Origin of the sequence: Cellulomonas sp. URHE0023 (genome assembly GCF_000688475.1) — a bacterium.
Classification (GTDB): Bacteria; Actinomycetota; Actinomycetes; order Actinomycetales; family Cellulomonadaceae; genus Cellulomonas.
Map to the genome: position 1 here is coordinate 121,559 of NZ_JIAN01000009.1, position 20,064 is coordinate 141,622.

Annotated in this window: 10 protein-coding genes; 5 read left to right on the plus strand and 5 right to left on the minus strand. The window is 67.7% G+C overall.

The window, feature by feature from the left end:
• Nucleotides 1-29: 29 nt before the first annotated feature.
• From N553_RS25450 to N553_RS0117440, 3 genes are all read left to right on the plus strand, one after another.
• Nucleotides 30-4,082, plus strand: coding sequence for a DUF4011 domain-containing protein (locus tag N553_RS25450; protein ID WP_197030117.1), 4,053 nt, complete (start codon nucleotides 30-32; stop codon nucleotides 4,080-4,082).
• 4 nt (nucleotides 4,083-4,086) lie between these two features.
• Nucleotides 4,087-6,405, plus strand: coding sequence for a DUF3320 domain-containing protein (locus tag N553_RS25455; RefSeq protein WP_197030118.1), 2,319 nt, complete (start codon nucleotides 4,087-4,089; stop codon nucleotides 6,403-6,405).
• Between the two features lie 508 nt (nucleotides 6,406-6,913).
• Entirely contained in the window at nucleotides 6,914-10,003 is a 3,090-nt protein-coding gene (locus N553_RS0117440) for a DUF3427 domain-containing protein (protein WP_028047599.1), read from the plus strand.
• A 159-nt stretch (nucleotides 10,004-10,162) separates the two neighbouring features.
• On the opposite strand, the gene N553_RS0117445 is transcribed toward N553_RS0117440, so the two are convergent.
• Nucleotides 10,163-13,708 (minus strand): bifunctional RecB family nuclease/DEAD/DEAH box helicase, encoded by a 3,546-nt coding sequence (locus tag N553_RS0117445; RefSeq protein WP_028047600.1) that lies wholly within the window; start codon nucleotides 13,706-13,708, stop codon nucleotides 10,163-10,165.
• Nucleotides 13,709-13,866: 158 nt separating this feature from the next.
• On the opposite strand from N553_RS0117445, the gene N553_RS0117450 reads away from it, so the two are divergent.
• Nucleotides 13,867-14,517 (plus strand): hypothetical protein, encoded by a 651-nt coding sequence (locus N553_RS0117450; RefSeq protein ID WP_028047601.1) that lies wholly within the window; start codon nucleotides 13,867-13,869, stop codon nucleotides 14,515-14,517.
• 251 nt (nucleotides 14,518-14,768) lie between these two features.
• Here the strand turns inward: N553_RS0117450 and N553_RS0117455 are convergent, their stop codons facing one another.
• Nucleotides 14,769-16,307, minus strand: a complete 1,539-nt coding sequence (locus N553_RS0117455; protein WP_197030119.1) for a competence protein CoiA family protein — start codon at nucleotides 16,305-16,307, stop codon at nucleotides 14,769-14,771.
• Nucleotides 16,308-16,587: 280 nt separating this feature from the next.
• Here N553_RS0117455 and N553_RS0117460 point away from each other — a divergent pair, with 280 nt between their 5' ends.
• A complete protein-coding gene (locus N553_RS0117460; protein WP_028047603.1) occupies nucleotides 16,588-17,160 on the plus strand; it encodes a hypothetical protein in 573 nt (190 codons plus the stop codon).
• Nucleotides 17,161-17,313: 153 nt separating this feature from the next.
• Here N553_RS0117460 and N553_RS24470 read toward each other — a convergent pair whose 3' ends face one another.
• From N553_RS24470 to N553_RS25935, 3 genes are all read right to left on the minus strand, one after another.
• On the minus strand, nucleotides 17,314-18,075 hold the full coding sequence (locus tag N553_RS24470; RefSeq protein ID WP_051640311.1) for an RES domain-containing protein: 762 nt from the start codon (nucleotides 18,073-18,075) through the stop codon (nucleotides 17,314-17,316).
• On the minus strand, nucleotides 18,072-18,632 hold the full coding sequence (locus N553_RS24475) for an antitoxin Xre/MbcA/ParS toxin-binding domain-containing protein (RefSeq protein ID WP_197030120.1): 561 nt from the start codon (nucleotides 18,630-18,632) through the stop codon (nucleotides 18,072-18,074). Before N553_RS24475 ends, N553_RS24470 begins: the two co-directional genes overlap by 4 nt.
• Before the next feature lie 346 nt (nucleotides 18,633-18,978).
• Nucleotides 18,979-19,287 carry a helix-turn-helix domain-containing protein gene (locus N553_RS25935; protein ID WP_156043888.1) on the minus strand — a complete coding sequence of 103 codons (309 nt, stop codon included), beginning with the start codon at nucleotides 19,285-19,287 and terminating at the stop codon, nucleotides 18,979-18,981.
• Between the last annotated feature and the right edge of the window lie 777 nt (nucleotides 19,288-20,064).

Here is a 20,064-nt window from a genome sequence, read left to right on the forward strand (position 1 = left end):
ACGGCGCGAGTAGAGACGAGGTACGTGAGTTGGATGACGTCGACCACCACTCCCAGGTCGGCGACGCACTCGCGCTGTTGATCAATGGGCTCGCGCCTTTCGTCGACCGCACGTTTGCCGAGGTGTTGCCCGCCGAGTTGCCGTGGACCGAGGTGCTCCGGCGCAAGGACGCGCTGGCCGGCAAACGTGGTGGCGTCTACACCGAGCGGGACCTCTCCTTGCTGCTGCGCGCCATGACGGAGCGCCTTGGGGACCTCGGCTATCCGTTCAGCAGGTCGGTTTCCCGTCAAGGGCAGAACTACGCGAGCGAGCTGCGACAGATCCGCAACCAGTGGGCCCACAACCAGCACTTCAGCGCTGCGAGTGCATTCCGGGCGCTCGACTCGGCCGAGTTGCTCCTTCGGGAAGTCGGCGCCCAGTCGCAGGCAGGGGAAGTCGCACTGCTGAAGTCCGGGCTCCTCCCGGCTCCGGCCCCGGCGCTGCAGGCTGATCCTTCGGTTGACGAGCCGGAGCCAGAGGCAGCAGCGGGCGGTACCGCCCCCCAGCTTCCGGCGGCCGGCAACGCGGCCGGCCCGCAGATCACCGTTGGCGCCCTCCCCGTCCTGAGCTACGCGATGGCGCACTGCCGAGTCCTGGTGATCGACGAGGTTGCGGTTGCGCACGCAGGGCCGGATGTGCGCGGAGCCACGCTGGAGATCGACGTGGTGTGCGCAGGTGGCTCTCTCGGTGGTCCGAAGGTGCTGCTGCTGGACCTCGCAGACGGTCAGACGACCACGCTGCGCACGATCGATCTCGTGCTCGACCCTGGGCGCATGCTCGCGGTTGAAGAGCAGCAGCCCGGGCGCGTCGTCGCGACGCTGCGGGACGCTGCCGGCGCGGCACTCGCCACCGTCTCGTCCGACGTGGAGGTGCTCGCCGCTTCGCAGTGGATGGCCGAGCCAGTGCAGCTCGCGATGGAGATGCTCGCTGCGCACGTCCAACCAAACTCCGCCGCAGTCGCACCACTCCTCGTTGAGGCGTCCGACCGCCTCCGCTCAATCACGGGCGACTCCTCGCTGAACGGCTACCAGAGCGAGAGCCCAGAGCGGGTCGACGCGATCGTCCAGTCGGTGTACGAGGCGATGTCGGCCCGGGACATCCGCTACGCGGAGCCTCCAGCGAGCTGGGGCGACACAGGGCAGAAGGTCAGGACGCCGTACGAGGTACTCGTGGGGCGCCTCGGCACCTGCCTCGACACGACTGTGACCCTCGCGGCTGCGCTGGAGCACGCGGGCATCAATTCGACGCTCTGGCTGCTCAAGGGGCACAGCTTCATCGGCTACTGGCGGGTCGACTCGAGCCTTCCGGCCGTCACGTCGGTGGATCCGGACGAAATCGTCAATCTCGTCGATCTCGGGCACATCGCTCTGGTGGAGACGACGATGCTTGCCGGAGGCGCTGATGCCGCGCCGTTCGCCGACGCGACCCGCTCCCCGCGTCGCCGCCTTGAGGACGGACTTGCCAACGTCCTGGGGGTGACCGACATCCGGCAGGCACGGCTGGCGAAGATCTTCCCGCTGCCCAGCCGCTCCACGGGTCCGGACGGGCAGCTCGTGGTCTCCGTGTACGAGGCGGGCTCTGGGCCGGTGATCGCGCCCTATCTCGGGGGCGCGTCCCCGAACCGCACTGCCGACGAGCGCGAGGTGGAACCGCCACGCGTCGCCCGATGGAAGAACGCACTGCTCGACCTGAGCCTGCGCAACAAGCTCATCAACTACACCGACCGCTCGGGGTTTCACCTCGAGGTCCCCGGCACGGCGATCCATCGTCTTGAGGACCAGGTCAACGCCAATACGCCCATCACCCTCGTCGCATCCGACGCAGTCAGTTCTGTCGACGCCGCGCGCGGGATCCGCTTTGGACGCGACCTGCCCGAACGTGACCGCGAGGTCATGCTCGCGGACAAGCGAGCTGCATTCGTTGACATCACGTCGGCGAGCTACAAGGCCAAGCTGCGCTACCTGGCGTACAAGGCCAAGACGATCGTCGAAGAGACGGGGTCGAACAACCTCTACCTGGCCTTCGGGATGCTTCGGTGGCGGTTCGCCGAACGCGATCTGCGGTCTCCGCTCATCCTCGTGCCGGTCACATTGTCGACGACGAGCCGCGGTGAGACGTACCGCCTGACGATCGACGAGTCCGGGGCGTCGACACCGAACTACTGCCTGCTTGAAAAACTCCGAGTGAGCTTCGGGCTTGACGTTCCGGCGCTCGAGAACCCGGCGGAAGACGCGTCAGGCATCGACCTCGCTGCTGCGTTCGGGGCACTGCGCGAAGCGGTCGTCCGCGCAGGTCTGCCGTTCCGCGTGGACGAGACGGTTGATCTCGCCATCCTGCAGTTCGCCAAGTTTCCGTTGTGGAAGGACCTCGACGAGCACTGGCGCACGCTGTCGACGAATCCGCTCGTGCGTCACCTGATCTATTCGCCGCTCGAGCCTTTCGTCGACGCCGTCGAACCTGGAACGGCAGTCGATCTGGACGAGCTCGGCGCGCTTGTGCCGGTACCGGCCGACAGCTCACAGCTCGAAGCCGTCCATGACGCAGTGGAGGGCCAGACCTTCGTCCTCGAGGGCCCTCCCGGTACCGGCAAGTCGCAGACGATCACCAACCTGCTGGCTCGCTCAGTCGCGTCCGGGCGTCGCGTCCTGTTCGTGGCCGAGAAGCGCGCCGCACTCGACGTCGTGAAGAAGAGGCTGTGCGAAGTCGGTCTTGCCGAGCTCTCGCTCGACCTGCACGACAAGGGTGCCCGACCCGCGGCCGTCCGCGGCCAGATCCGCGCAGCGCTCGAGCTGCAGGTGCGCGCCGACGCGGACGCCATGAAGTCCGGTATCGAGACCGTCGATGCCTCGCGCCGCCGGCTCAGCATCTACGCGGAGCGTCTGCACGAGACCAACGGCGTCGGACACTCCCTCTACTCGGCGAGAGCCTTCGATCTCGCGTCGGATCACAGCGTGCCCCCGATGAACGTGCCCCCCGCGCTCGTCGCGTCTGGAACGGCCGAGCAGGTGGACGAGATCCGAACGGCGCTCCGTCGCGTCCCTGAGTACGCAGACCTCGCCCGCCCACGGCGACAGCACCCGTGGCGATTCCTTGAAGAGCGCGCGACGCCAGTGGATACCGAGGCGGTGTCGACCGCCGGACGACTGCTGGACGACGCACTCACGCGGATCGAGGCGACAGGAGCTTCGGTCGTCGACCTTCTGCAGAGCATCACATCGCCGAAGGAAAGCGAAGCCTGGGCACGGCTCGCCAGCGCGCCGCGCCATCCCATCGACACCATCGACGCCCTGCATTCACCGGCTTGGCGGAGCCATCTCGACGCTCTGCACCACGACCTCGACGCGTTGGCCGCAGACGCGAGCGTCTGGAGACAGTCGGTGAGTGCCGAGGTGATGGACCGTGATGTGCCTTCGTTGCACCAGGCCTCACTCGCCGCCGACGCCTCCGGCTTCTTCGGGCGTAAGAAGCGACGTCGGGCCGTACTCGCGCAGTTTGCCGACCTGCTTCGAGTCCCAGCGGCCGCTGTCGACGTGAAGACGCTCTCGACTCTCACGGCCGACATGGCGAGCACTTTTGCCCGCGTCTCGGCTGCCCGAAACGCTGCCCGGCAGGTTCCGATCCCACTTGTCGATCCATCCTGGAACCCGGCCGTCCACGAGCAGGCTGCGCGCGTACGCGACGAGATTGCATGGCTGACGTGGACAGGCGACGTCTTGGTTGCCGACGGCACCCCGAGGCGAGATGCGCTTCGCACGTACTACGCGACTTCGCAGCGCGGCGCGCTGAACGCCGAACTCAGTGCGCTCGCCGCGGCATGGGCAGCACTTACGCGCACCGGTGCCATCGACGAGAGTCTGGCCGGGGACTGGGCGGAAACGTCCGGCTTCCTGGCGACGTGGTGGCAGACCCGAGCCGAGCGCAACGTGGGGACGTCGACGGTTCTACAGCGTTGGCTCGACCTGATCCGGGCCGTCGAGCCGCTCCGCATTCACGGCCTCACGTCTGCACGCGAGGCGCTGCTCAACGGTGACCTCACCGGATGATGCAGTGATCGCGTTCGATCGTGGCATCGCGCTCGCGTCTCTCGAAGAGCGAACCGAGGCGACAGCCCTCGGTGACTTCGACATCTCCAGCCACAACCGGACCATCGACCGGTTCACGACCGCATCGCGGACCATCCGAAGCGAGCTCCCGCGCGCACTCCCCCAGGCCATCCTCGAAGCGCGCCGGTTCAGCGCCGGTGCTGCGACCGGGCAGATGGGTGGACTACGCCGCCAGCTCGAGCGCCAGCGAGGTGGGATGAGTGTGCGTGCATTGCTCGACAACTTCGGGGAGCTGATCACGCAGATCATGCCGTGCACCCTGATGAGCCCCGAGTCCGTCGCTCGCTTCTTCCCGGCGCGCGCGGACCTGTTCGACATCGTCGTATTCGACGAGGCGTCGCAGATCCGGGTAGCGGACGCAGTTGGCGCGATGGGGCGCGCACGATCTGTCGTCGTGGTCGGCGACAGCAAGCAGATGCCGCCGACACAGTTCGCCGAGGCGAGCGCCAGCGCGGACGACGACGAGGAGTACCTGCCGGAGAACGTGGTCGACGAAGAGTCGATCCTCACCGAGTGCGTGCAGGCGCGCGTGCCCAGCAAGTGGCTCTCGTGGCACTACCGCAGCCAGGACGAGTCGCTCATTGCGTTCAGCAACCAGCGCTACTACGAGAACCGGTTGTCCTCGTTTCCCGCCCCGCTACCACGCGACACTCGCGATCATCCCGACGGTTACGGAATCTCATTGGTCCGTGTCAACGGCACCTTCGAGCGCGGCGGCCGCGGCCGTTCGCTGCGGACCAACCGGGTCGAGGCCGAAGCAATCGTCGAGGACGTGCGTCAGCGGTTCTGGGCCTCCCCTGACGTCGTCCCGTCCGTAGGCGTCATCACCTTCAACGCCCAGCAGCGCGACCTGATCGAGAACCTGCTGCGCGACAGCGGCGACGACCGAATCGTGCACGCTCTCGACACGCCAGACGGCCTATTCGTGAAAAACCTCGAGAACGTCCAGGGCGACGAGCGCGACTGCATCCTGTTCTCCGTAGCGTTCAGCGCCAACGACAAGGGAATCGTCCCGCTCAACTTCGGTCCGCTGTCCAAGCCTGGCGGTGAGCGTCGCCTCAATGTCGCGGTGACACGGGCTCGTCGTCAGGTCGTGCTGTACGCGAGCTTCGATCCGGGCCACCTCCGCGCCGAAGAAACGACTCAAGTAGGCACCAAGCATCTGAAGGCGTACCTCGAGCTCGCGGCCCGTGGCGTCGACGCCGTCCAGGATTCCGGTCGCCGTCAGTCCGTTATCGACCGACACCGAGACGACATCGCGCACGAGCTGCGTCTTGCCGGCTTCGCCGCGCGCACCGACGTCGGCCTCTCCGACTTCCGCGTCGACATCTCGGTCGCGGACGCCGACCACCCGGACCAGCCGCTGCTGGCGATCCTCCTGGACGGACCGAACTGGCGTGCTCGACGAACCGTGGCTGACCGGGATGGACTGCCCGTCGACGTCCTTAAAGCGATGATGCGATGGCCCGGCGTCGAGCGGCTCTGGCTCCCGGAGTGGATGCAGGACCGCGAGGGCACGCTGAACCGCCTGAGAGCGTCGATGGTGGCCGCACGAGACGCGAAGACGCATGCACTCGAGGCGGTGTCGGCAGCGCCTACCGCAGACGACTCGGCAGCGCCGTTCGTTCAAGACATCGAGACGCCCCGGCTTCTCCGAGCTCAGCCGGCCCCATCGTCGCGTCCCGTCTACACGCGCCACCCGCTCGTACGTGACTATGCGGAATGGGTTCCCGAAAGACTGGGGGACCGCTCGGTGCTCGACGAACTTCCTTACCGGAGTGCCGCGAGCCGAGTCGCGCGTGCCGCGCAGGCTGCTATCGAGACGGAAGGCCCGATCCAGCCGGATCGCTTGGCCAAGCTGGTCGCCAGCGCGTTCCAGCTGAGCCGCGTGAACGACGACCGAAAGCGCGCCATCCTTCACGTCGTGCCGTCTGAGCACAGGCCGGCACACGGGGACGGCTTCTACTGGCCGAGCGGCGTCGACCCTACAGAGTGGGCATTCGCGCGCGTGCCGACACCTGGGGAGATCCGGCCCCTCGAGGAGATCTCGCTCAACGAGATTGTCAACGCCATGCGAATCTCCGCGGAGGAGTCCGGTGGGATGGGTGACGAAGACATCATGCTCGCCGCCCTACAGATGTTCGGAGGCCGACGACGAACCGATTCCATTAAGGCGCGCCTCGCCTCGGCTCTGGCGTTCGCCGTTACGGAAGGCAAGCTGGACCGCGGTCGGGACGGCGTCAATCGAATGCCCTCGCGTTGAGGCTCCGTCGCGTCGATGCATGCGCCGGGAATCGAAGGCGCTTCGACGGGCAGGGCGGGAGATGGAGGTTGCGCGGGTCAGGGGCACTATTTGGTGGAGGTGGCGGGAATCGAAAGCGCCGGGACCCTTCGGAAACCGTCGGTCCGGGGCTGCCACCTGCGGGTTTACTCTCGACCGATCGAGGCGAATCTCGTCGCTTCGGGCATGGCCGTTGACAAGATCAACACGCGCCACGTGAGGCATCTCCTGGTCCGACGAAATCGGTTTCGGCCGGACCGAATTCCAGTGGCCGAACCACCCGTTGAATTTCCGGAGTAGTGATTCGGTCCCGCCTCCCGTGCCGGTCGCCTGGAGGGCGGCGGACACCTTCTGGTTCTCATCGTAATCCGACGCGCCTTGCGTCAATCGACACAACGGCGTCAACGCCGTGACCCGACACCGCCGGCGCGGCCTACCGGCCCGGACGAAACGGCTCGTGGGTCGGATCCCCGCGTGTACTGTCCAGCTCGTGGCCGACCTCGAGCCGGGACTCTACGAACTCCTCGTGACGCAAGCGTTGCGGGAGAAGCTCGATGACCTGCCCGGCACTCTGGTCCAACGCGATCGCGGCCTCAGCGGCGCCGACGCCGCGGACCGCATCTCTTGGCACGTCAGCAAGCAGATCGAGCGCGCCTTGCTGGATGTCAGCGAAGAGGAGCGAGTCGACGTCGCCTTTCGAGTGGCGAAGGCAGTTCTGAGTCGCCTCGGCGATTTCGTACCGGTCGACGGGAGCGCTCACCTCGCGGAGCCTGCGTCCGTTCTTCATGCGATCCTGCGACGGCGTCAGGATGGTCAGGTCGAGGACATCGGCCCCCCCGTGATCCCGCTGCTGGACACGACGCTCCTGACCAACGCGCCGGGCGAACCTACGCTCTGGAGCCAGCTGGAATCTGAGATTGGCTCAGCGGAGTCCATCGACCTTGTGATGGCGTTCATCCGGCGCAGCGGCATCACCCCCCTGCTCGCGGCACTCCGAAGACACTGCGCGCGCGGTCGCGCACTGCGGATCCTCACGACGACCTACACCGACTCCACCGAACGTGAGGCGCTCGAGCAGCTCGCCGATCTCGGTGCCCAGGTACGGGTCTCGTACGACCTCAGCTCAACGCGTCTGCACGCGAAAGCGTGGGTCTTCCACCGGCGCCCGTTCTCGACCGCCTACGTCGGCTCGTCAAACCTGACTCGCTCCGCGGCGGTCACGGGCCTCGAGTGGAACGTCAGGCTTTCCGCCGCCCGCAACCCGGACGTCATCGCCAAGTTCGAGGCGGTCTTCGAGAGCTACTGGTTGAGCGGCGATTTCGTGCCGTACAACGCGGACCAGTTCCAAGCCGAGCAACAGCGTGCCGGTCGAACGGACCCGGGTCCCAGGATCATGTTGAGCCCGCTCGAAGTCCGACCTCACCCCTACCAGTCGAGGCTGCTCGAACTCCTGGAGGTTGCACGAGGACAAGGACATCACCGGAACCTGCTCGTCTCGGCGACGGGGACCGGGAAGACGGTGATGGCTGCCCTCGACTACGCGGCTCTCCGACAACGGCTCGACCGCTCGCGACTGCTCTTTGTCGCCCACCGCGAAGAGATCCTGGATCAGAGTATCGCCACCTTCCGCCACACTCTCCGAGAGACTCAGTTCGGCGAGAAGTGGGTCGGAAACTCGCGGCCGCGGGAATTCGAGCACGTCTTCGCCTCGATCCAGAGCCTCAACGCCAACGGCCTTGCCGCCCTCGACCCGGATCACTTCGATGTCGTGATCGTCGACGAGTTCCACCACGCCGCTGCCACGTCCTACAACCGCGTGTTGGACCTTCTGAGGCCGAAGCAGCTGCTCGGCCTCACTGCGACACCGGAGCGCAGTGATGGGCTCCCGATCCTTCACTGGTTCGACGATCGTATTGCTGCCGAGCTACGACTGTGGGATGCCATCGACCAGCAGCACCTCGCCCCGTTCGTCTACTTCGGCGTGCACGATGGTCTCGACCTCAGAAGCGTCCCTTGGAGGCGGGGGCAAGGGTACGACGTCGATGGACTGACCAACCTCTACACCAGTTCCGATGCCTGGGCCCGGACCGTAATCAAGGAAGTCGCCGAGCACGTAGACACGAGTTCAATGCGGGGCCTTGGCTTCTGCGTCAGCATCAAGCACGCCAGGTTCATGGCCGAGCATTTCAACCGCCACGGCATCACCGCGGTCGCGATCTGGGGCGACAGCCCGCGGCACGAACGTGAGGCGGCGCTGCGAGATCTCGCAGCCGGCCGAGTTCGGATGGTCTTCTCTGTCGACCTCTTCAACGAGGGCGTTGACGTTCCCGACGTCGATACGATCGTCATGCTCCGGCCGACCGAAAGTCCGACGCTCTTCCTACAGCAACTCGGACGCGGCCTCCGCAAGACGCATGGCAAGGGCGCCTGCACCGTTCTCGATTTCGTGGGCACCCACCGAGCTGAATTCCGATTCGACCGCCGCTATCGCGCCCTCCTTGGTGGTTCCCGCCGAGACATCGAGAGCGCCGTCACGAATGGGTTTCCCTTCCTGCCAGCCGGCTGCCACATGCAGCTCGACCATCAGTCGTCGGAGATCATTCTGCGCAGCCTGCGGGAAGCCCTCCCGTCGCGCTGGCCAGCGAAAGTCGAGGAGCTGCGGTCATTGCGCAGGCAGCAGCCAGACCTGAGCCTTGCCCAGTTCCTCGAGGAGTCGGGGCTCGACCTCGTGGACGTCTACGACGGTGGTCACTCCTGGTCAGACCTCCGGACGGCGTCCGGCGCCCCGTGCTTCGCCGGAGGACCCAACGAGAAGGCACTGCGTCGCGCGGTCGGGCGCCTTCTACACGTCGACGATCGGACACGGACGTCGGGCTATCGACGGTTGGCCTCGGAGGCCCGCGCTCCGCTCGTTCCCTCTTTAACCGAGTCGGATCGGCGATTGCTGCACATGCTGGTCGCGGTCCTCACGGACCAAGCAATCACGAAGTCGACGTCGTTACAGGAAGCCGTCGATTTCCTGTGGTCGCACCCACAGGTACTCGCCGAGGTTGCAGAGTTGTCCGAGCTGCTCGACTCGGGGATCGACCACGTCCACACGCCGCTCGCGACACACGTGAGTTCGCCGCTCCAGGTACACGCCCGCTACTCCCGGATCGAAATCCTCACTGCCCTAGGCCTCGTTCCGGGCGCCAAGGCGTTCGCCTGGCAGAGCGGCGTCCTCGAGGCGAAGGCGGCCGACGCTGAACTCCTCGCCTTCACGTTGGACAAGAGCAGCGGTGGGTTCTCGCCGACGACGAGGTACCGGGACTACGCGATCAACCGGTCGCTGATCCACTGGGAGAGCCAGTCGAGCACACGCGCCGACGGACCCACGGGGCTGCGCTATCAGCGCCACCAGCGCGACGGACGATCCATCCTGCTCTTCGCCCGGCTTCGCGCGGATGACCGCGCCTTCTGGTTCTTAGGCCCCGCCACCTACCGAGGACACCTAGGTGAGCGACCGATGGCGATTACGTGGGAACTGCAGACGCCGCTCCCCGGCGATCTCTACCAGGCATTCGGTGCTGCGGTGGCGTAGGCGTCGATGAGGTCAATCTCGTCACGGACCGTCACCAACGTGATTGCCGATTACAGCAAACGGCAACCAAACTCGCTCATGAGCGCGGCACTCTGACCAGGCTCGCTACGCGCCTCGCGGACATTCATGCCGAACCGGGCGCGTCGCGCCCTCTTGATCTCAGAGCGCGTCGCACAGGCCGATGAACGCACCCAGCTCTTCGAGGCGGGCCGGACTGTTCGGCAGGTAGTCGGTCAGCCCGGGGGCGCGCACTATGATCGCGCACCACTGTCCGCGGGAGACCGCGACGTTGATGCGGTTGCGGTTGAGGAGGAACTCCATGCCGCGGGGCACGTCCTCGGGCGACGACGCGGCCATCGAGACGATCACCACCGGCGCCTGCTGGCCCTGGAACTTGTCGACCGTCCCCACGCGCACCTCGGTGAGCCCGGCGTCCTCAAGTGCGCGCCGGATGGTCCACACCTGCGCGTTGTACGCGGCCACGACCAGGACGTCGGCCGGCTCGAGCGACCGGTCCGCGCCCCCGTCCGGGTCGACCCACCGGCGCCCCACGACGTGTCGGACCTGCTCGACGACGACCGCCGCCTCCTCGATAGAGGAGACCGCGTTGCCCTCGTGCTCGACCATCACGCACCGCACGCCCGGCGCGATGCCGTCCAGGTCCCGATCCGCGGTCCTGTCGACCGACACGAGCCGGCCTTCGTAGGACAGCCGGGAGACAGGCGCGCACAGTGCGGGGTGCATGCGGAACGTGTGGGCGAGGAAGTAGCCCAGGTGGTCGGGCAGGGTGTCGTGCCCTTCGGTGAGCCAGCCCAGCGCCGACCGGTCCACCGGCTCGGGGTGGGTGCCCTGGGAGACCTGCGGGAGCTGCTGGGGGTCACCGAGCAGGAGCAGATTCCGGGCCGCGCGGGACAACGCCAGGGTGTTCGCCAGCGAGAACTGTCCGGCCTCGTCGACGACCAGGACGTCGAGCAGACCCGCTGGGACGCGCTTGTCGTTGGTGAAGTCCCACACGGTCCCGCCCAGCACGAACCCGCCGGACTGGGTGTCGATGAACGAATCGAACTTGTTCGGCTTCAACTCGGTCCACGGTTTCGCGGGGTCCGGATCCCCCACGGGCTTCTTGCCGATCTGCTCCTTGGGGACGCCTGCCTGCGCGATGGTGGTCAGCAGGTTCTCCACGACGGCGTGCGACTGCGCGACGACCCCGACCTTCCACCCGCCGGCGACCAGCGCCGCGATGGCGCGCGAGCCCGTGTACGTCTTGCCGGTGCCGGGCGGGCCCTGCACCGCGAGGTAGGACCCGTCCAGGTCGCGCATCGCGGCCACGATCGCGTCGATCGTGCCGTTGTCGTGGTCCTCGGGCACGGGCAGCGCGTTCCCCGAGACGGTGCGTGGTGGCACCCGGCGCAGGAGGTCCAGCGCGGGGTGGTTCGGCAGCGCCGGGAGGCCGGCCGCGACCGTGGTGCCGAGCTCGTGCAGCACCGCGGCGATCCCGTCGGTGTTCGGCGGGGCGTCGGGGCCGAGACCCATCGGCCGGTACTGGTGCTGGTCGGCCCCGACCTTCAGCTTTTCCTCGACCAGCAGCTCATCTCGGGTCGCGGTGCCGACGACCTCGACCGTCGCGGACAGCACGGACCCGGACATCGTCGCCCCACGGACCCCCGAGGTGCGCGGCACGGTGGCCCCCTCCGGTGCGGGCAGGTCGTAGATCAGGGTGCACTTCGCGCCCGTGCGCAGCTCGCTGCCCGGCTCGAGCCGGCCCACGAGACGCAGGACGCGCCGTGGCGCCCTCGAGCCTGGCGGCACGTGCCAGTCCTGCACGACGGTGACGCCGCCACCGTCGGCGATCAGGGTGGAGCGCGGGTCGGTCCAGTCGGCGGGGTCGGAGATGAGCCGATCGAAGTGCGCCCACCAGAACGGCTTCAGCTCGCGCCAGTGGTACCCGAGGGACGCAGCGAGCATCGCGACGGCCTGCTGGTCGTCGGTGCGGTCCGCCCGGTCCTCTCCGGCGAAGTCGAGCAGCTGCCCGACCAGCGGGTCCTGCTCCGGGGCGGCCTCGTCGCCGGTCGCCGGGACGTCGCCGGTGTCGACCGGGTCGCCGGGCGCAACGCCCTTCTCGGCGGCACGGGCGACCAGCCAGTCCCGTAGCCGCAGGGTGGAGACGCAGTCGGTCTCGTTGTACGCCCCGATCTGCCCCAGGAGCGTGGCCCACTGGTCCAGGTCGCCCTCGTCGCGCACCGCGCACGCGTTGGCGTACTCGACGATCGAGTCCCCGGCGGTGGTGACCTCACCTGAGCGGGCCTCGGGCATGTAGAGGGGCTCGAGCTTCTTCAGCGAGTACGACCGCTGCCCGGTCCGCAACCCACGACGCACCGTCGCGAACAGGTCGACCAGCACGCCTTCGCGCAGCAGCTGGTCGACGACGTCCTCGCCGACGCCGTGCCGCCCCGCCAGGCGCAGCAGCGCGGACCGCTCGTAGGCGGCGTAGTGGTAGACGTGCATGTTCGGGTGCTTCGCGCGGCGCTCGGCCACGTAGGCGAGGAAGTCGACCAGCGCCTGCTTCTCCTGGGCACAGTCGTGCGCCCAGAACGGCACGAACGCCGGCGTCGCGTCAGTGCTCGGTGGTGCTTCGACGACGCCGAACAGGTACTCAAGCCCCCACGCGTCGGCGCCGTCGTGGCCCGAGGTCCACAGCGGGTCACCCTCGAAGTCGAAGAAGATGTCCCCGGCGTCGGGCCGCGGCAGCCGGGCGACCGCGCCCGGGTCGAACAGGTCGAACTGGACGACGTCGCCCGCCTCCTGCGCGACCTGGAGCGCGGCCTGCGACCGGAGCCGCTCGAGGGTCGCTCCCCCGATGCCGTCGACCGCCCCGGTGGACGCGGCCAGCTGGTCGATCGTGGCGATGTCGGCGACGGCCAGGCGCGCCCGCTGGTTGGTCGACAGGCCCGCGACGAGCAGCACGTCCCGCCTCGCCTCGAGCTGCGGCCCGCAGACGTCGCACCGCCAACACGCCCGAATGCCGGGTGCACCCCAGACGGCCGCAGCGCCGGACTCCTGGTGCGCGTCAAGCAGGTCCTGCAAGCGCATCCGACGGTCTCTGTAGACGGGCAGCAGGTCGACGACGCGGTGAGAGGTGACGACGTTCGTGCCGAGGATGAGGTGGACCTGCTCGGACGTCTCGATCCCGGCGGCGATCAGCTGGTCGGCGTACGCAGCGAGCTGTAGCAGGGCGGTCGGCTTCTCGTGCCGCGCGAGCTTCGTGTCGTGGACGGAGTACCGCGGCGGATGTGGGGCGTGCCGACCCTCGCGGACCAGGAAGTCCGCCCACCCGGAGAAGCGACCGTCGAAGAACCCCGCCTGGAAGATCACGTCGACGCCCGATCGCAGGGCGTCGAGCGTCTCGGCGTTCTTGGCCTCGAGGCCCGCGACGGTGAGGCGCCCCAGACGTTCAATGCTCAGGACGCCGCGGCCGGTGGCGGGGTCGTAGGTGCCGTGCTTGGCGACCAGGTCCGCGCGCACCCGCGCCTCGTGCTTGTCACCGAGCCGCGCCGCCCGCTCGAGCATGGCGTCCGACGCGCGACCGGCCAGCGGGATGCGGCCGAGCTTCTCGTCCAGGGCGTGCAGCACGGCGAACTCGCACGCCGCCGCGTTCGCGAGATCAGAAGCGCTGTAGACGATCGTCTGCCCGTCGAGAATGAACACGGCCGGAGCGTAGCGGGCGTCTCCGACACGGGTCCGCCCGGAACCGGCCAGCACGGCTGCACGGAGCCGTTCGGGTCAAACCAATCGATGCTGTCCCTTCGGTAGTCAGCAACCATCGAACTCCCTCGTCGCCCTTGGACTGCCCGCATACTCGAGCAATGTCTCCTGAGCGGCGATTTGAGTTGGTGATGGTCGAGGACTCCACAGATGCGCGCTTGTTCATCGAGCTGTCCAGCCACGCGGTTGACCTGCTCGAGGCCCACCACGCACTCACACTGGCCCTGCAGAGCGTCCAGGTCGCTGATTCGCCGGTCGAGGGCGCCGAGAGTTCCCTCATCGCCAATGCGGCGATGGCCTACTGCCGCACGTTCTTCCTCTCGAAGGTGCGGCGACCGATCACCACGTTCGTCGACATCCCGGATCAGGTCTCCGCGACGCACGAACTCGTCGTGCAATTTCGCAATCGGACGATCGCGCACTCTCAGTCAGACCTGTCGGTCACCTACGCGATCGGTGTGCTCGACGCCGACACACTTGAGGTCGTCGACGTCTCCGCGCCCAACGTCTCCAGCACGATGCCACCTGAGCAAGTGCGCGACTTCATCGACCTGGTCGAGGTGGTCATTGACGGGCTTGATGAAGTCATCGGCCCGGTTCGGATGCGTCTCTTGGCGCGGCTCGCGGCCGCCGACCGCGCGGCGCTCCTCGAGAGCGGTCCGAGACCGGAGGCTCGGATGCTGCCAGCCGAAGAGTTCGGATCTCAGAGGACTCGTCCGCCGTACCCCACGTGGCATCCCATGTACTCCTGAGCACGGGACCCGACCACTGACATGCACGTCGTCGTGCGGCCCGTCGGTGGCTGGGTCCGGCCATCGCCGGTAGTCGGAGCGAAATGCGGCTACGGCTGATCGGATGATCGCGTCGTGGTCGCACTTCAGCGGCGGGAGGGGTGGCGTCGAACTGGGCTCGGCTTCGGTGGCGCCCGTCGTGTCCGACGTCGTCTCGTTCGCTCCTGCATCGCGACCGCCCAGTCCGTGAGCCCGCCGTACGAGAGGCGCGGTTACCACTTGTTCGCGCATGACGGATGCCACTCATCGCCCCCGTCAATGAGGAGCCCTGCGAGTAGCTCGCCGCACAGCCGGCACGGTTGCGATGCCGTAGGCGCAGCGGCCTGCACCTTGTTCAGCTGCCACGGGGGTGCGGAACTGACAGCGTTCAGGCGTGCCTGCCGGTCCCTCGCCACAGCAGCCAAACGCTCCGGCTCCTCCGCGACTGGGTCGGTGATCGTGAACAGACTTCCCTCGAGCCTGACCATGTGATGGGCGTGCAAATACGCCAACCACTGTTCAGCCGCATACCCGACGTGCCGTTCGTCAATGAGCCCTAACCGGTCCAGGTCCTTCACGACCAACTTGACCTTCGCCTGCGTCCCCACCGGCACATCCACCCACTGAGACCACAGATGCCCCTGCCAGACCCGCGCCTGATCGGCCGGCTGCGTCGGAGTGACCTCCGTCGGCACGGTCAAGAAGTGCGGCGGCCCACCCGGGAATCGCTCCATCAGCACACCCGCGAGCGCCTTGCCACGTTCGGCGTACCGGTGCGCGCGCAGCTCCTTACGGCGTGCCGCGATCGCCGCGTGATGGTCACGCATCCTTTGCTCGGCGGCCGCGCGCTCGGCCACCTTGATCGCTATCAGGGCACGCTCACGCGCCTCGTGCTCGACGATTCCAGCAGCGCGCCCAGCCTGGACGGCTTCCCAACGGGCTCGCTGGCGCACCAGGTTGCGCGAGTTGACCGTCGAGACCCCGTCCGGGGTCAGACGCGCATCGCTGAGCGGTTCCACCTCGAGGCGCCCGATCGTTGTCGCTGGCACGTAGAACGTCACGTCGTCGTACCGGCCCCCGTCCCCCAGGTCGACCCCAGGGATCGTCGGCCAGACCCGGGTCGTCGTGTACGCGACCGCGACCTGCTCAGTCAACGGGTTCAACCACAGCACCACATCACCGGCCTCTGCGAGCTGGCGTTGGATCGCGTTCAGGTGCGCCCGATCGTCCTTGTGGTTCAGCTGCTCACCGAAGTGCCCGAACAGCCACGCACACTTCACACCGAGCCGCTCGTAGGACTCGGTCCGTTCCTGCCATTCGGCCACGCTCAGCCCTGCGTACTGAACCTCCAACGCCACCCGCTCCCCCGAGGCGAACGTGACAAGGACGTCCGCGACGCGCTCGCGGCCCGGTAGGACTGCTTCGATGGTGATGGTTGCGTCTGGGTGTTGGCCGCGAGCCCAGCGGGCCAGTGTGGCTTTGCCCTGGATGTGGAACGCGCCCTCGCGGTGATCCTTGTCGTCGACGCGGCCGGTCTCGTGGCGGAACCCGTCACGGGCGCGCGGGGCGCGGGCAACGGTGTTCATGGCAGGGGTTGGACAGGTCGGCACAAGGCAGCGCAGGAACTCCTTGGTGTAGGGCCGCTGCTCGGTTGCTGTGCCGTCGACGAGGTAGACGAGGTCGGTACCCAGTGGTGCGTCCTTGATGCCGGCGTAGAGCATGCGGGTCTCGCCGTTGGTGAAGTCGGCGATGAGGTCGCGTCCGTGGGCCACGCTCTGCACGGTAGGGCGATCGGCAGGCATTGCGACCCGTCTGCGGACCGTGCGGTGCACCTGTCGCCCAGGTGGAGCAACGAAGTGACAACCGCCCTTGTCGAACAGCGGCCGCCTGGTCTGCTGAACCGGCGCAAGTCCACCAGAAGGGTCGTGACCTGGGCGCATGCCGGGCGACCGGCCCGTGGGCGTGGTGAGTGCGGTGTGGGTTGCGACTGGCACCATCCAGGTCGCCGCCCGTACGGGCCGGATCCACGAACGAACGCCAGGAGTGCCACCCGTGAAGGAAACCGTCGCCCGTCTGCTCGCGCCGCGCCGCAACAAGGTCATCGCTGGGGTTGCCGTCGTGCTGCTCGTCGGGGCGATCGCGTCGGCCGCCTCCGGTGACACCGAGCCCGCCAAGGCCGCACCCTCCGCACCCTCCGCACCAGCCGCCTCGACTTCCGCGCCGCAGCCCCCCGAGCCGGACAAGGCCACCGCGTCGGCCGAACCCGTCGCCGACGAGACACCGGCCGGGTGCCTGCCCGTCGAGCAGCCGCTGATCGACAAGCTCGTGTACTTCGCGGTCGAGGGGACCGGCATGAAGGGTGTCTCGGCTGCGGCGGTGCTGTCCCCTGACTTCTCCGAGGTGTACTTCGTGGCGATGCGGTTCTCCGCGACCGGTGTGGACGACCAGGTCGGTGTGTGGGCGACCAACTCGCTCAGCCCGGACCAGGGTGTCGTGATGGCGGTCGACGGTTTCGCCCAGGAGTTCTCCGTCGCCCCGCACGCCGATGAGACCGCTGCGAAGATCTCGACCGCAGACCACAGCGTCGACCTTGCCAAGGCGTGCCTGGACGCCCCGCAGCCCTGACCCCAGCCAACCGCCGGACGGCCCTGCCACATCCTGTGGTGGGGTCGTTCGTCGACCAGCGCGCGTGCCTGTGACCGGTCAGTGCCGACGCTTGGCCGGGTGACGGTCGGCACTCGGTGACGTCAGCGGCAAGGTGTGCTCGTGCTCGTGGGCTCAGGGCGGTGGTGCCTGTAGTGACGCACCGGCGGTAACGGTCGCGGTCGCGCTGGTCGGTGCGGGCTTCGGGACGCCAATGACGGTGATGCCGGCACGTTGCGCTTGGGTTAGTACCGCTTCGAGCCCGGGGCCGGAGTCCAGTGGCCAGGAGGCTGCGGTTGCGTCCCCGCCGCCGTCCTGGGGTGGGAGCGGGATCTGGGGGAGTTCACGGTCGGCGATGCGGTCACCCCACAGCACGACGGCCCGGGTGGTGTCCTCCTGACGGGAGACCCACAGCATCCCGTCGAAGTTCCCCGGGTGCGCGTGGAGGGCGTGCGCCCATGCTGCGGTGTCGGCGTAGTGGGTGGACCCGGACTCGATGAGTGTGGTGCGTGGAACTCGTAGTCGGTGCAGCCCGGTGGAGGTCAGGTCGATGAGCTTCAGTGCCCGGGTTGGTGCGACGGCCCCAGCGAGGCGCCTCTTTAGCGAGGCGAAGAACACGCGCTTGTTGGTTCCGCCGACTGGGACGTCGTGGAAGACGGACTCTGCGAGTGCGGACAGGAGGGTGTCGCCGGCGTACAGCAGCGGCACCGGGCTGCCGGTGCCGTCGAGGATTGGTCCGAACCTGGTGGGGGCGACCCCTGGGGCTGCGCCGTGCCAGAACGCGCCGACGTCACGTGGGGACCGGTACACCCGCACGAATGGGCGCTCGGCCGGCCAGTCGTAGGTCAGCGGGTCGAGCTCGTCGGTCGGTGGTGGCGGTGGCGGTGCCGGGGTCACCGGTCGGACCGCAGATCGTCGGCGAACGCTTCTGCCCGTGCGATGACAGCAGCTGGGTCGGTCTCGAGTAGATCGACGGGTCGACGCCCGTCCAACGTCGCCGACGGTGTGGTGAACCACAATGCGAGCGCCCAGGTGTCCCCAAGGGGTTCGCCCAGTGCCCGGATGACGGCCTCGATGACAGGTAGCGGCTGCCCATCGTCGGTGAACTGGAACGTCGGGAAGACCTCGGCGACGCCGAGCAGGTTGACGCTGAAGATCCTCTTCTCTTCAGGCCACTTGACGATCTCGGGGTACCAGATCTCAGGTGCACCGGGCGACACCCGGTTCGCGAGCTGAAGCAGGGACACGTACCCGAACTCGGCGGACAGGGCGCTGCGGGCTGCTTGCTCTGCGTGAATGTGCACACCGCTCACGCCGTCCTCGGGCGCAGGGCCGGGCCGGGTCGCGTCCTCCAGGCGCACCTCGCGGAACGTGTCACCCAACTCGAACCGAGGGCCTCGTTGGGTCCGCAGAGACTGCTCATCGCTGGCGTGCTCCGTGCCGTCTGTGCCCACGTGCCCAGTGTGAGGGACACGCACTGCCCTGGCGAGGTGCGACTTTCGCCACCATTCGCCCGCTACAACACCGTCGCCTACGGGCCTGTGTCGCGCAGGCCCGGCGCGGAGGGTTCGAAACCGTCACCGGCGATGTCGACCGCGAGTGCAACGGTGCGGGCGGCTTCACGCCGCGCGGTGCCGCCCAGCCCCAAATAGCATCGAGGGCGCTGCGTAGCCGCACCCGATGTTCGGCCAGCTGCTGCCACAGGCCCATCGCCGGCTGCATGTGGCGTGCTTCACCCGTCCAGCAGTGGCTTGCGATGTGTTGCGTTCGGCCTAGCACCAGAACTGCATCCTGACGACCTCATTGTCCCAACGAATCTCCCTCGACATGCGGCCGGCGCTCGTGCGCGCCGATGGACCTTGCGGTCGCGCCGAGCGCCCGAAGACCGACCATGGACGTTGCCGGCGCATCATCGGCCGGCTTTCGCCCCTGAACGGTGACGAGGCGCACAAGAGCGTCAACGTGCTCGGGGAGGAACCGGATTCGGCCGCGACCGAATCGGAGATGGGGCACTCGGCCCCGCCTTACCTGTTCGCGGACCCACCAGGGCGACGCGCCGAGCGACTTCGCGACCTCCTCGGGCGTCACGGTTTTGTATTGGATAGACATGCCGCTCCCCGCTCCTCATCGCGACCCTGTCGCGGTCCGACAGGCGCAAGTCGCAGATGACACGAATGACGATCTTCCGAGGCGATAGACCAACCGATCACACGTAGACCCATCCACCACGACGACCGATGGTCGTCGTGGCACGGCCGACGCCAGATAATTCGCGCGCGTCTGCGACGATCCGCGGCAGCGATAGACCTTTCGATCACACATTGGCGCGACTCGCGTGGCCCGGTGTCCAAAATCCGTCGCTCATCGCAGCGGGGTTAAGCGATACCTTCGGCCCGTGCCGTCAGCAGAGGAGATCGAAGCCGCCAGACCTGCGGGAGGGGGATGGACTCCCGTCCAGTTGGCAGACGGGGGCGTGACCTGGCCACCCCCAACGGGCTGGCGCCGGACACTTATCGCGCAGAGCCATGACTCTCGAGAGTCGACTGGCTGCGACGATGCTTGAGCCCTTGAAGGCGACTGTCGTCGCCGAACTTCATGCGGAGCGATTGCTTGCGGTGCTCGACGCTGGCGACTCGTGGCGAGTGACCCCGTGACGAGCCTGACATAGATGCCGTCGCGGTTCACGAACGAGACGGCCACTGCGCTCCTTGCGCACTACGGATACGCGGCACTGGAGACTTACCCAGGCAGCCACCAGCCCTGGTGGCTCCGTTGCAACGGCTGCGGAGTCAACGTCCAGGCCCGGCTTCACGCCCTCCGGCGCAACCGTCCTAGGTGCGAGTGCAAGGATCTCGAAGAACGGCGCGCGCGCCGGATGGTGGAGAC